11 protein-coding genes are annotated in these 12,821 nt (G+C 68.2%); all 11 read right to left on the minus strand.

What is annotated here, in order from left to right:
* Positions 1–115 precede the first annotated feature (115 nt).
* Genes puhE through bchB form a run of 11 tightly spaced genes read right to left on the minus strand, consistent with a single transcriptional unit; the run spans position 116 to position 12,817 of the window.
* Positions 116–928 carry a putative photosynthetic complex assembly protein PuhE gene (gene puhE, locus RQI43_RS00410; RefSeq protein ID WP_311273848.1) on the minus strand — a complete coding sequence of 271 codons (813 nt, stop codon included), beginning with the start codon at positions 926–928 and terminating at the stop codon, positions 116–118.
* Position 929: 1 nt separating this feature from the next.
* Positions 930–1,967 carry a magnesium-protoporphyrin IX monomethyl ester (oxidative) cyclase gene (gene acsF, locus RQI43_RS00415; RefSeq protein ID WP_311274092.1) on the minus strand — a complete coding sequence of 346 codons (1,038 nt, stop codon included), beginning with the start codon at positions 1,965–1,967 and terminating at the stop codon, positions 930–932.
* A 50-nt stretch (positions 1,968–2,017) separates the two neighbouring features.
* Entirely contained in the window at positions 2,018–2,317 is a 300-nt protein-coding gene (locus RQI43_RS00420) for a hypothetical protein (protein WP_056425285.1), read from the minus strand.
* Positions 2,314–2,787, minus strand: a complete 474-nt coding sequence (gene puhC, locus RQI43_RS00425) for a photosynthetic complex assembly protein PuhC (protein ID WP_311273849.1) — start codon at positions 2,785–2,787, stop codon at positions 2,314–2,316. Before puhC ends, RQI43_RS00420 begins: the two co-directional genes overlap by 4 nt.
* A gap of 18 nt (positions 2,788–2,805) precedes the next feature.
* Positions 2,806–3,492, minus strand: a complete 687-nt coding sequence (gene puhB, locus RQI43_RS00430; protein WP_311273850.1) for a photosynthetic complex putative assembly protein PuhB — start codon at positions 3,490–3,492, stop codon at positions 2,806–2,808.
* Complete coding sequence (gene puhA / locus RQI43_RS00435) at positions 3,489–4,262, minus strand: photosynthetic reaction center subunit H (protein ID WP_056425276.1); 774 nt, start codon at positions 4,260–4,262, stop codon at positions 3,489–3,491. Before puhA ends, puhB begins: the two co-directional genes overlap by 4 nt.
* Before the next feature lie 2 nt (positions 4,263–4,264).
* The gene (locus RQI43_RS00440; protein ID WP_056425273.1) at positions 4,265–5,710 is read right to left on the minus strand and encodes a BCD family MFS transporter; all 1,446 of its coding nucleotides are present in this window, start codon (positions 5,708–5,710) and stop codon (positions 4,265–4,267) included.
* Positions 5,707–6,582, minus strand: a complete 876-nt coding sequence (gene bchM, locus RQI43_RS00445; RefSeq protein ID WP_311273851.1) for a magnesium protoporphyrin IX methyltransferase — start codon at positions 6,580–6,582, stop codon at positions 5,707–5,709. The genes RQI43_RS00440 and bchM overlap by 4 nt, the downstream gene beginning before the upstream one ends.
* Positions 6,583–6,595: 13 nt before the next feature.
* On the minus strand, positions 6,596–7,489 hold the full coding sequence (bchL, locus tag RQI43_RS00450; RefSeq protein WP_311273852.1) for a ferredoxin:protochlorophyllide reductase (ATP-dependent) iron-sulfur ATP-binding protein: 894 nt from the start codon (positions 7,487–7,489) through the stop codon (positions 6,596–6,598).
* Complete coding sequence (locus RQI43_RS00455; protein WP_311274093.1) at positions 7,486–11,196, minus strand: magnesium chelatase subunit H; 3,711 nt, start codon at positions 11,194–11,196, stop codon at positions 7,486–7,488. The genes bchL and RQI43_RS00455 overlap by 4 nt, the downstream gene beginning before the upstream one ends.
* Positions 11,171–12,817, minus strand: a complete 1,647-nt coding sequence (bchB, locus tag RQI43_RS00460) for a ferredoxin:protochlorophyllide reductase (ATP-dependent) subunit B (protein ID WP_056425267.1) — start codon at positions 12,815–12,817, stop codon at positions 11,171–11,173. Before bchB ends, RQI43_RS00455 begins: the two co-directional genes overlap by 26 nt.
* Between the last annotated feature and the right edge of the window lie 4 nt (positions 12,818–12,821).

Below are 12,821 nucleotides of genomic sequence, written 5' to 3' on the forward strand. Positions count from 1 at the left end.
ACGCTTTTGGACGACAATAAATTACCCAGTAGATCGGCGCGGCGTGTTTCCGCCGACCCGTCCGATATGGAAGCGCGCGGTCACAGCTTGGATCAGGGAAGGCGGATCGCAGGGATCAGGCACGGTCGCGGGGATGCACCGGCGCTGGTTCGGCGCGCAGGGACGGCGTCTTGCCCGAGGGCAGGCTCCAGCTCCAAAGGGCGGCGGAGGGCAGCGGCAGCATCAGGAACCCGTGTTCCAGGGTGGCGAGCGCCAGCATGGTGGTCAGAATCGTCAGGCCCACGACATCGTGTGGCAGTGCCGGCTCGTCGATGGCGGCCAGCCCGATCGTCACCGTCAGCGCTATCCCGACGGCGACCGAGACCGGGAACAGCATGTTCATCGGCTTCCTGGTGAGGAAGCACGAGAGGTAGCTGAGATGCTCGGGGAGAAACTCGGCATTGAGGTTGCGCACGCCCAGGAACATGTTGAGCCTGGCCGAGAGGTTCATCCCCCAGAGGGTGAGATAGGTCCACAGGGCGAAACGGTTTGGCTCGCCCCAGGTGAGGGCGAGGATGGCCGCTCCCCCGGCGACGATCGCCGCCTCGTGCCATAGGCTGGTGGCCACCGCTGCCCGGAAACGGGCCAGGCCTCGCGTGCCCGGTGCGCATCCGACGGCACGCGGGCCGGACACGAAGCCCATGTAATAGCTCATCTCCTGCCAGCCCCAGACCAGCAGCGCTCCGGTGAAAGCGATATAGGCTCCCGCCTCGCTCGTGTCGCCGGCGCTTCGGGCGATGGCCCAGACGGCGCCGGCCAGCACCAGGGTCGCTCCCGCCATGCTCCAGGCATGGGTGTGCCGGGGTTTGAGGTCGAGAAGCAGGATCAGTCCGGTGGAGAACCACCAGACCACGATCGCGTAGAGCGCGGGGACCGCATAGGCACCCACGCTACCAGACCGGCTCGAGTCGGATCTCGGCCGGCATCGGGTTGTCGATGGTCGGCAGGGCATAGAGCCGGACGAAGTTGACCGCCGAGGCCGCGATCCAGGCACCCTGTTTGAGCCTCCCCACGATCCCGCCCTGCGCCTTGGCGTCGGCGAGCCTGGTCGAACAGACGAGGAGCCGGTCGAGGGCCGCCTTGAACTTCGGATTGTCGAGGTCGAGTGTGAGCGGGAAGGTCTGTTTCGAGATGTCGGAGGTGATCCGGAACACCTTGAAGTCGTAATCGGTCGGATCGACCCCGAGCGCCTTGTGGAAATGCGGCCGGCAATGGTCGCGCACATACATGGTGGCGAAGACGGCGAGCAGGAAGAACTTGATCCAGTAGCGATTGATGCCGGTAGTCAGCTTCGGGTTGGCGCGCATGAGCAGGGCGAAGGCCTCGCCGTGACGGAACTCGTCGTTGCACCACTTCTCGAACCATTTGAAGATCGGGTGGAAACGTCTTTCCGGGTTGCGTTCCAGTTCGCGGAAGATGGTGATGTAGCGAGCGTAGCCGATCTTCTCGGAGAGATAGGTGGCGTAGAAGATGAACTTCGGCCGGAAGAACGTGTATTTCTTCGATTTGGTCAGAAATCCCAGATCGACGCCGATGCCGAAATCCTTGAGCACGTCGTTGATGAAGCCGGCGTGGCGGGCCTCGTCCCGGCTCATGAAGCCGAACAGTTCGCGGATGTCTGGGTTCTTGGCGCGCTTCCTCATCTCCGCATAGAGCACGCAGCCGGAGAACTCGGCGGTGATCGAGGAGACGAGGAAATCCATGAATTCCTTGCGCAGGTCCGAGTCAAGGCCGGACATGTCGAGGTCGAACTCCTCGTTGCGGGTGAAATGGCGCTTGTTCGGGTCGGCGCGGAGCTCCGCGATCAGGATGTCCCATTGCTTGCGCACGGGCTCGACATCGGTGCGGTCGAGTTCCTCGAAATCGGTGGTGTAGAAGCGGGGTGAAAGGAAGGTCGTCTCCTGGGCGGCCTTGGTGCCCTCGTTCATGGGCAGCTTGGGCGTGACGCCCTTCGGGCCTTGGTGCTGGATCGAGACGTTCACAGGCGCCTCCTCTCTGAGAAGCTGACTTCGTAGAGTTCGGTGAGCTCGAAATGGCCGGCGAATTTGGTCCAGAGCCGCTCCAGGATGCCGGCGCGGGTGATCGTGGCGGTGCGGCGGACAACGAGGCGCTCGCCATAGGGAACGGAGGTGGGTGCGTCGTGGACCTGAACCTCGTCTCCCGGTTCGATCTCGAACGTGGCGTCCAGGGTCACGTGGGCGTGGAGGGTCTCGGGGGTCTGCTCGATCTCGACGGTGCAGGGCACCTCGACGATCCGCTGTCCGAACCACGCACTCATCGCACCGCTCCGCTGTCGGCGAGTCTCGTATCTGCGAGGAGCCTGATGAAGGCCGCGAAGTTCGACGGGCCGAAGGCGCCGAGATTGACCACGCGTCCGGTGGACGGGTCGGAGAGTTCGAGACCGCCATCGGCGAAGCGCGTCAGGCGGAAGGGCTGGTCTCGGGTGAGGCCGGCGCGGAGCCTCGCCTGACCGAAGCCCCGAAGGGTGGCACGGACGAAATTGTCCTCTCCGGGTTCGACGGTGGCGATGACGGCCCGGTTCTCTGCATCCCTAATGACGATGGCACCGTCGGAGCGGTCTTCCGGCCTCAGATCGACGGTTCGGACAGCTCTGGTCGGCGGCATGTGCGAGAGGCCGATCCCCTCGCTCCGGCCAATGCCCGTCACGACGATGACGAACCCCATCAGCCCGAGCGATCCAATGACCAGCGGTCGCGGAATCCGGGCGGCATCAGCCTTCGCCGTCATCGCGTCTCCTCCCTGCATTCAACTCGCGTTGGCGAGGCGCGGAGGACGTACCTGCCGTTTCCGCGCGACCACGATAGGAGCCGCAGTTTCCTCTGTTGTGTCAAGTGCAGTTGACAGGGCCTGGGCGAGGATTTCAGCTGCCTGCTTTGCCTCCGGCACCGATCGCATCATCGGTTCAGGTCGTGAAAGGGCCCATGGCCGGGCATGAGGCCAGAGATGAAGGTAGGCGACGCGGTTGCCGGCCCGGAGCCGTAAAGGCAGATCACCACTACCATCTGTAAAAACTTTGCAGCCGGCGCCCTCGATCAGGGTAAAAGGCAGGTTGAGGGTCATCGGCAGGGCGATACCGAGCCGCATCACCACCCGGCGATTGGTGATCGTGTAGGTGGTCGAGCGGGCGGAGAGCCAGCCGAGCAGGGCGAGCAGGGCCAGCGCGCCGCTGCCGACGGCGAGGGTCGGCCCGGCCACCAGCGCGGCCTGGGTGAGGTTGCCCTCGGCGAGGGGCGGGATCGCCGCCCAGAGGGCCAGTCCGACGAACCAGAGGCCGACGAGGCGGATATGCAGGGCCCGGGCGGCGATGCCGAAGCCGCAGGGGCGGCCCTGCCAGAGGATATGCTCACCGGGCGGCAGCGGTGCTGGCAAGCCGGGCGGAGCGTCGAAGGCGTTGGCGGGAACGCCGGGGCGGTGTCTCGCGGCGCGGCTCACAGGAACGGCTCCTGGCGGTCCGCCGTAGCGTAGAGGGTGCCGGCACCGAAATAGGCCATGATCCGCTCCTCTTCGTAGAGGGTCACCGAATCCGGGTCCTTCTGGCCGGGGATGTCCGCGAACTGATGGGCCAGTAGCGCCTCGGTCTTCACGGTGCGAGTGAACCGGCCCGTCCGGCAGAAGGTGTTGGGCATCAGCACCCGGCGCCCGCCCCCGGCGAGCTCGACCTCGACATAGCGGACCATCGACTCTCCGCGATCGATCCAGAGGTCGCTGACGATACCCGCCACCTTCCGGTCGGCCCCGAACACGGTCATGCCGATCGGGTTGGGACCATCCTCGTGCACCACGAAATGCTCGGCGACGCGTAAGGGGACGATGCGCTTCTCGTCGTCCCAGGTCCGGTCGTGATGGTCGTCGCGGTCGACATAGGAGCCGGGGCCGATCTGGTCGTGAAGCCCGTCGCCATCCGGTTCCATCGGGGCTCCGGGCCAGATCTCGCGCTTGTGGCCGCTGTAGTTCCGGGCGGGCTGCATGTCGGTCTGCGGCGCGGTCTTCACCAGGCCGTTCGAGAGCAGGAACTGCTTCGGGCTCGGGATCAGGATCGGGTCGGGCCGCTTCAGGCGTCCGGCCACTTCGTTCTCCAGCGGATAGCCTTCGCGCCGGTCTTCCCGCCGAAGATAGAAGACGAGGCCGGCGAAGAAGATCCAGAATGCGTAGAGCACGACCTGGGCGACGTCGATGTAACCCGTGATTTCACCTCGTTGCATGGTCAGGCTCCTTGACGGGAAACGGGGGTCGGCAGGAGGGCGCGCCCCTGCCTGAGGCGGGCGGTCGGATCGCGGACGAGGGGCCCGATGGCCAGCAGCGTCGCGAAGAGCAGTGCGATCTCGATGTGGTAGACGATGAGGTAGCCCACCGACGGGTCGCTCATCGCCTCGCCCAGCGCCCCTGAGGCCGAAAGGCTGGAGCCGACATCGCGCAGGATGCCGCTCGCCGCGATGGCGATTCCGGCCGCACTGGCCTGGACGGCGCCCCAGGCGCCCAGCGCGAGCCCGGTCTCCTCCGGCCCCGCCTTAGCCATGGAGGCGGTGAGGGTTCCGTGCGCGAACAGACCGCCGCCGAGGCCGATGAGCGTGACGCCGGTGGTGAAGAGCTGGGCCGAGGCGAGGGGCGCGGCGAAGATCACCGCCGAGAAGGCGACGATGCCGACGACGCTGCCGGCCGCCGCGACCCGGAACGGATCGCCGCCCCGGCCGAGCCAACGCGCCGCGAGCAATAGGCCGACCCCGCCTCCGGCCGCGAGCATCGCGGTGAGCGCCGTGGTGGCGGCCACCGGCAGATGCAGGATCTGCCCGCCATAGGGTTCGAGCAGGATGTCCTGCATCGAGAAGGCCGCCGTGCCGAGCCCGGTGGCGACGAGACGCCGTCGCGCCAAGCCGCTGCCGGCATAGGCCGACCAGGATTGCGAGAAGCTCGGGCGCGGCAGGTCCGTCGCCGTGCGTCCGGGCTGTCGCGCCTCCTGCTTCCACAGGGCGATGCCGTTGAGGAGGATCGTCACCAGGGCCGCGCCCTGGATCACCTGGATCAGGCGGATCGCGGAAAAGTTCGCCAGCAGCAGCCCGAAGGCGACCGCGCTCACCACCATGCCGGCCAGCAGCATCGCGCAGAGCAGGGCCACGACCCTCGGCCGCGCATGGGCGGGGGCGAGATCGGTGGCGAGCGCGAGGCCGACGGTCTGGGTGGTGTGGAGGCCGGCCCCCACCATGACGAAGGCGAGCGCCGCCGCCACATGGCCCGGCCAGGCCGGGCCGGTGGTGTCGCCGGACAGGATCAGCAGCGCGAACGGCATGATGGCGAGACCGCCGAACTGCAGCAGGGTGCCGAACCAGATGTAGGGGACGCGGCGCCAGCCGAGGACCGAGCGGTGGGTGTCCGAGCGGAACCCCACCAGGGCCCGCAAGGGGGCGAAGACCAGCGGCAGCGACAGCATCACCGCCACGATCCAGGCCGGGACTTCGAGTTCGACGATCATCACCCGGTTCAGCGTGCCGATGAGGAGCACGGCGGCCATCCCCACCGTCACCTGGAACAGCGACAGCCGCAGCAGCCGCCCCAGCGGCAGTTCCGGCGTCGCCGCGTCGGCGAAGGGCAGGAACGGCATCAGGCCGGGGCCGAGGCGCGTGAGCAGGCGGGCGGTGAGGTCGGCGGGTTTCATGGGCGCGTCTCCGCATCCATCCGACCCGGCCCCCTCATCCTGAGGTGCCGCGCAGCGGCCTCGAAGGAAGCATCCAGATTGCTCGGCGGGTTCTGGAGGGCTCCTTCGAGGCCTCCACTCCACTGCGGGACCTCAGGATCAGGTCGTGGCTTGGAGGACGGAAAACTCGCCGAGACCCGCGCCAACTCCACGGCGTTCGACAGGTAGAACCCGCTATTGACCCGCTGTGTCCGCCCCACAGCGAACCCGGCGAGTGCGGCCTCCCCGCCGATCCGGCGGCGCAGGCCGCCTTCGGTGATCGGCACGATGGCGGGCGCCCGGTCGCCGCGCGGGAAGAGCCGGCCGGCGGCGTGCATCAGGGCGAGGAGCGCCGTGCGCGGGGCCACGGTGAAGAGCAGCGATCCGTCGGTCCTCAGGCCGAATTCGGCGAGCGCCCGGACGATGTCGCCGGCGCTGTAATGGATGAGCGAATCCATGGCGACCACGTGGTCGAAGCGCCCGAGCCAGGGATCGAGCATGTCGCCGACGCGGAAGTCGATATGGTGGCCGCCGAGCAGCTCGGCGCTGCGCTCGCGGGCGAGGCCCACCAGCGTCGGCGAGACGTCGATGGCGACCACCTCCGCCCCGCGGCGGGCGGCCTCGACACTGAGGGCTCCCGTCCCGCAGCCGGCATCGAGAATGCGCCGGCCGGTGAGATCTTCGGGCAGCCAGGAGAGGACGTTCGCCCGCATGGCGTCGCGGCCGGCCCGCACCGTGGCGCGGATCTTCGAGACCGGGGCGTCGGTGGTGAGGCGCGCCCAGGCCTCCACCGCCGTGCGGTCGAAATAGGTGGTCAGCTGCGAGCGGCGCTCGGCGTAGGTCCCGTTATGCATCGGCCTGCCCCCCTCAATCGAACCCGAGGAACTCGAACAGGTCGCGGTCCTTCATCGGCATCGCCGAGAGCGGCTTGCCGCCGGCCCAGAGATGGGCTGCGAGCCGCATGTACTCGTCCGTCACCGCGATGAGTTCGGGCGTCGGCTCCATCTCGAACAAGGTCGATTTCTTGAGGCGCGAGCGCCGGACCACGTCGAGGTCGGGGAAATGCGCGATGCGCTCGAGGCCGACGGCGGTGTTGAAACGGTCGATCTCGTCGGTCTTGGCCGAGCGGTTGGCGATGACGCCGCCGAGCCGCACGGGATAGTTCTTCGACTTCGAATGGATCGCGGCCACGATCCGGTTCATGGCGAAGATCGAATCGAAGTCGTTGGCGGTGACGATGAGGGCCTGGTCGGCATGCTGGAGCGGAGAGGCGAAGCCGCCGCAGACCACGTCGCCGAGGACGTCGAAGATGACCACGTCGGTGTCTTCGAGGAGATGATGCTCCTTCAGAAGCTTCACCGTCTGCCCGACCACGTAGCCGCCGCAGCCGGTGCCCGCGGGGGGGCCGCCGGCCTCCACGCACATGACGCCGTTATAGCCCTCGGCCACGAAATCCTCGATCCGCAATTCTTCGGAATGGAACTGCACCGCCTCCAGGGCGTCGATCACCGTGGGGGCGAGGCGCTTCGTCAGGGTGAAGGTTGAATCGTGCTTCGGGTCGCAGCCGATCTGCAGCACGCGTTTCCCAAGCTTCGAGAAGGCCACCGATAGGTTCGACGAGGTGGTGGACTTGCCGATGCCGCCCTTTCCGTAGACGGCGAAGACCTTCGCCGTGCCGATCTTCAGCGCCGGATCGAGTTCGACCTGGAGGCTGCCTTCCTCGCGGCGCGAGGCCACGGGATTACGGATGGCGATGTTCATGCGGCGACCCCTGCGGTGATGCCTTCGAGACGGTCTTCGAGCTCCTCCTCGGCACGGTCGAGCGCGTCGCGCGTGGCCGCGTCGGGAGTCCAGAAGCCGCGCTGATGCGCTTCGATCAGCCGATGCGCGACCTTGGCGGACGCGGTCGGGTTGAGGGCGGCGAGGCGTTCGCGCATCGCCGGATCGAGGAGGTAGGTTTCGGTGATGCGCTGGTAGATCCAGGGCGCGACGGCGTTGGAGGTGGCCGACCAGCCCATGGTGTTGGTGAGATGCGCCTCGATCTGGCGCACGCCCTCGTAGCCGTGGCCGAGCATGCCCTCGGTCCATTTCGGGTTGAGCATGCGGGTCCGGGTCTCCAGGGAGACCTGCTCGGAGAGGGAGCGCACGACGCCCTCCCCCCGTGTCTGGTCGCTGATGAAGATCGGCACGGCCTCGCCCTTGGCGCGGGCCACCGCCCGGCCCATCCCGCCGAGGCCATCAAAGTAATGGTCGACCGAGGTCACGCCGACTTCGACGGAATCGAGGTTCTGGTAGGCGAGATCGACCTTGGCCAGCACGCTGCCCATCAGGGCCCGCTGGGCGGTGGGCCGGCCGTTGCGGCCATAGGCGAAGGATTTGCGGCGCGAGAAGGTCTCGCTGATCTCGTCCTCGTCCTCCCAGCGGCCGGATTCGACGAGGTTGTTGACGTTGGCGCCGTAGGTGCCCTCGGCGTTGGAGAACACCCGCAGGGCTGCCGTCTCCATGTCGATCCCGTGCTCGTCCATGTGGGCGAGGGCATGCTTGCGCACGAAGTTCCGCTCCGAGGGTTCGTCGGCGGTGGCTGCGAGATAGGAGGCTTCCGCCAGCAGCTTGGTCTGAAGAGGGAGCAGGTCGCGAAAAATGCCCGACAGGGTCACCACCACGTCGATGCGTGGGCGGCCGAGCTCTTCGAGGGGGATCAGCGTCGCGCCGCACAGGCGGCCATAGCCGTCGAAGCGTGGGCTCGCGCCGATCAGGGCCAGGGCCTGCGCGATGGGGCCGCCCTCGCTCTTGAGGTTGTCGGTGCCCCACAGGACGAGGGCGATGCTCTCGGGCAAGGGCGCACCCTCGTCGCGGTAGCGGGCGAGGATGCGGACGACCTGCCGGGTGCCGTCGGCTACCGCGAAGGCCGAGGGCAGGCGGTAGGGGTCGAAGCCGTGGATGTTGCGCCCCGTCGGCAGCACGGACGGGTTGCGCAGGAGGTCGCCACCGGCAACGGGCGGGATGAAGCGGCCATCGAGCGCCCGCAGCAAGGCCGGAAGCTCGTGGTCTTGCGCCAGCAGCGTGTCGGTCTCGCGCAGGGCGATGAAGGCGGCGCGATGGGCGTCGTCGAGGGGCAGGCCGGAGGCCGTCAGGGCCTTGTCGATCGTGTCGCCGGCCACCAGGGCGGCAATGCCGGCGCGGTCGGGCCGGAGCCCGTTCGAGGCTTCGGCCAGGGCGGTCAGCAGGTCGATCCTCTCTTCAGGGGGCGTGCCCTCCCCGACCACATGCATCCCGTGCGGGATCAGGCTGTGTTCGAGTTCGCTGAGCGCGAGGCCGAGGGTCAGGATCCTGCCGGACATGTCCCCGGACCAGGCCGGCTCGGCCGATGTCAGGTCGAGGGCTGAGCCCTGCGCCTGGATCAGCTGGCCGAGTTCGCGCCGCTCGGCTTCCGCCTCTGGCTCCAGCCCGCGCCAGCGCTCGACCGAGGCCTTCAGGTCGATGAGCCCGCGATAGAGCCCCGCCTGAGTGAGGCTCGGCGTCAGGTAGCTCACCATGGTGGCGGCCGAGCGGCGCTTGGCGATCATCCCCTCGGACGGGTTGTTGGCGGCGTAGAGGTAGACGTTGGGCTGCGGCCCGATCAGGCGCTCGGGCCAGCAGGAAGCCGACAGGCCGGTCTGCTTGCCGGGCATGAATTCGAGCGCCCCGTGAGTGCCGAAATGCAGCACGGCATCGGCGCGGAAATCCTCGCGCAGGTAGCGGTAGAAGGCGGAGAAGGCGTGGGTCGGGGCAAAGCCGCGCTCGAACAGCAGCCGCATCGGGTCGCCCTCGTAGCCGAAGCCCGGCTGCACGCCGACGAAAACATTGCCGAATTGCGCGCCCAGCACGAATATCTGCGAGCCGTTGCTGTTCTGGCGCCCCGGCGCCGGACCCCATTGCGCTTCGATCTCGGAGAGGTGGCGCTCGCGCCGGATATGGTCGTCGGCCGGGATGCGGTGATGGACGTTGGCACTGGTGCCGTAGCGGGCTGCGTTGCCGGCGAGCACGGCGTTGCGCAGGTCGTCGACGCTGTCCGGCACGGCGACGTCGTAACCGTCGGCCTTCAGGCCTTTCAGCGTGTTGTGGAGCGAGTGGTAGACCGAAAGGAACGCCGCCGTGCCGATGCTCCCGGCATTGGGCGGGAAGCCGAACAGGACGATAGCGACCTTCCGCGAGGCCTTTTCCGTCCTGCGCAGCGAGACGAGGCGTTCGACGCGCGCTGCCAGCATGTCCGCCCGTTCCGCATGGACGCTCATGTCGCGGGCATTGGCGCCGGGCGACGCGCTGGAGCGACCGCCGAACACCATCGGCGCGGTGGCGCCGTCGAGTTCGGGAATCGCCACCATCATGGTGGCCTCCACGGGGGAGAGACCGCGATCGGAGGCCTCCCATTGCTCCACGGTCTGGAATTCGAGGGCGTGGGCGGCGAGGTAGGGCACGTCGAGGCCGCGCAGGGTCTCCTCGGCGGCCGAGGCGTCGTTATAGGCGGGGCCGCCCACCAGGGAGAACCCGGTGAGCGAGACGAGGGCGTCGATGGTGGGCCGCCCGTTGCTCCTGAAGAACGCTTCCACCGCCGGGCGGTTGTCGAGGCCGCTGGCGAAGGCCGGCACGACACTGAGCCCGCGCGCCTCGAGGGCGGCGATGACGCCATCGTAATGGGCGGTGTTTCCGGCCAGCACGTAGGAGCGCATCACCAGCAGGCCGACGCGGCCCTTCACGGTGCCGGCGGGAGCCGGAACCCGTGTCACGTCCTCGCCGATCCGGCCCTTCATGCGTGGGTGGTAGAGACCGGTCTCGGGATAGCTCATGGGGGCCGGAGCGGCGGCGATCTCGCGCCAGGCCGCGCGCGGCCCGGCGGCGTAGCGGCCGACGAGGAAGCGCACCAGGGCGGCGATGTTCTCGTCCGAGCCCGAGAGCCAGTATTGCAGGGTGAGGAAATAGGCCCTGACATCCTGGGCCGAGCCGGGGATGAAGCGCAGGATCTTCGGCAGGCGGCGGATCATCGCCATCTGGCGGGCGCCGTTGCCCTGGCCGCCGGGCTTGCCGCGCAGCTTCTTCAGGAAATCGAGGGCGCCACGCTTGGTGCCGTCCATGTCGAAGCGGTTGAGGCGCGTCGTCTTCACGATCTCGCTCGCCGACAGGCAGCCGATCATGGCGTCGCAATGCGGGCGGCGGGCGAGCAGCGCCGGATGGATGGCGCGGACATGCTCGTCCATGAACAGCATGGTGGAGACCACGATATCGGCGACCGCGATGTCCTCCTTACAGGACGCGAGCGCTCCCGGATCGGTGTCCCACTCGGCGGCGGCGTGGAAGCCGAGGACGAGCCCCGGCATCTCGTCATGGAGCCGGCGGCGGGCGCGTTCGAGCGCGCTCGCCATGTGATTGTCCATCGTCACGACGACGATGCGGAGGGCCGGACGCTCAGCGCCCGAAATGCGCTTTGGCATCATAGAGCGTCTCGACTGTGATGAGGGGGAGTTCGCGCTCGCGGGCGAACCGTTCGGTATTGGCGCGGGCTTTGCCCCGCACGAAGAACGGGATCTTCCTGAGTTCCTTCTCGGCGTCGGGGGCCCAGATGCTTTGTGCGGAACTGGAACTCCCTCCCCCCTCTGCGGGGGAGGGTGCCTGCGGAGCAGGCGGGAGAGGGGGCGACCTCTCCGGAGATGGCGCTCCCCTCTCCCGACCCTCGCTGACGCGAGGGCCACCCTCCCCCGCAAAGGGGGGAGGGACAGGCTGGTGACCGGGTCCGAGATGGGAGGGCGCGGCGTCGGCGTGGAACTCGTTGTCCTCGCGGAACATGCCGAGCAGATGTTCTTCCAGCCCCATCATCAACGGATGGACCCAGGTATCGAACAGGACGTTGGCGCCCTCGAACCCCATCTGCGGCGAATGCCGGGCGGGGAAATCCTGGACGTGGATCGGGGCCGAGATCACCGCGCAGGGAAGGCCCAGACGCTTGGCGATGTGCCGCTCCATCTGCGTGCCCAGCACCAGTTCGGCGGCGCTGGCCTGGATCGCCGCTTCCACGTCGAGGTAATCGTCGGTGACGAGGGCCTCGATGCCGTGGAGCGCCGCCTCCGCCCGGATCTCGCGGGCGAATTCGCGGGTATAGGTGCCGAGGCCGACGATCTTGAAGCCGAGTTCGGTGGACGCGACGCGGGCCGCGGCGAGGGCATGGGTGGCGTCGCCGAAGACGAAGACGCGCTTGCCCGTAAGGTAGGTCGAATCGACGGAGCGCGAGTACCAGGGCAGCCGCGACGGTGCGCCGTCGAGAACCGGGGCCGGATCGATCCCGGCGAGCGCCGCCACCTCCTCGACGAACCGGATGGTGGCCTGGACGCCGATCGGCACGGTCTCGACCATCGGCTGGCCGAAGGTCTTGTGCAGGTGCTGCCCGGCGGCCCGCGCGATCTCGGGATAGAGCACCACGTTGAAATCGGCCTCGCCGAGGCGGCCGAGATCGGCGGGGGTCGCCCCGAGCGGCGCCACCACGTTCATGTCGATCCCGAGCCGGCCGAGCAGGCTCCTGATCTCGACGAGGTCGTCGCGGTGGCGGAAGCCGAGGGCGGTGGGGCCGAGAATGTTGCAGAGCGGACGCCGCGTCTCGCGCGGCGCGGTGGGTTTCACCGGGACGGCCAGAGTGCGCACCAGCCGGTAGAAGGTCTCCGAGGCGCCCCAATTCTCCTTCTTCTGGTAGGAAGGGAGATCGAGCGGGATGACCGGGATCGGCAGGGCGAGGGCCTTGGCGAGACCGCCCGGATCGTCCTGGATCAGTTCGGCGGTGCAGGACGCGCCAACGATCATCGCCTCCGGCCGGAACCGCTCGTAGGCGGCCTCCACCGCATTCTTGAAGATCGCGGCGGTGTCCGCGCCGAGGTCGCGGGCCTGGAAGGTGGTGTAGGTCACCGGCGGGCGCGCATCGCGCCTCTCGATCATAGTGAAGAGCAGGTCGGCATAGGTGTCGCCCTGGGGCGCATGCAGGACGTAGTGCAGTCCCCGCATGGCGGTGGCGACGCGCATGGCGCCGATATGGGGCGGCCCTTCATAGGTCCAGATCGTGAGCTGCATCGCG

Origin of the sequence: Methylobacterium sp. WCS2018Hpa-22, assembly GCF_031843785.1 — a bacterium.
GTDB lineage: Bacteria > Pseudomonadota > Alphaproteobacteria > Rhizobiales > Beijerinckiaceae > Methylobacterium.

Coding starts and splice junctions, on each gene's coding strand:
- RQI43_RS00440 (WP_056425273.1), bottom strand. CDS start 5,710: ATGAAACCCGCCGACCTCACCGCCCGCCTGCTCACGCGCCTCGGCCCC.
- puhA (WP_056425276.1), bottom strand. CDS start 4,262: ATGCAACGAGGTGAAATCACGGGTTACATCGACGTCGCCCAGGTCGTG.
- bchB (WP_056425267.1), bottom strand. CDS start 12,817: ATGCAGCTCACGATCTGGACCTATGAAGGGCCGCCCCATATCGGCGCC.
- acsF (WP_311274092.1), bottom strand. CDS start 1,967: ATGAACGAGGGCACCAAGGCCGCCCAGGAGACGACCTTCCTTTCACCC.
- bchL (WP_311273852.1), bottom strand. CDS start 7,489: ATGAACATCGCCATCCGTAATCCCGTGGCCTCGCGCCGCGAGGAAGGC.
- bchM (WP_311273851.1), bottom strand. CDS start 6,582: ATGCATAACGGGACCTACGCCGAGCGCCGCTCGCAGCTGACCACCTAT.
- RQI43_RS00455 (WP_311274093.1), bottom strand. CDS start 11,196: ATGCCAAAGCGCATTTCGGGCGCTGAGCGTCCGGCCCTCCGCATCGTC.
- RQI43_RS00420 (WP_056425285.1), bottom strand. CDS start 2,317: ATGAGTGCGTGGTTCGGACAGCGGATCGTCGAGGTGCCCTGCACCGTC.
- puhC (WP_311273849.1), bottom strand. CDS start 2,787: ATGACGGCGAAGGCTGATGCCGCCCGGATTCCGCGACCGCTGGTCATT.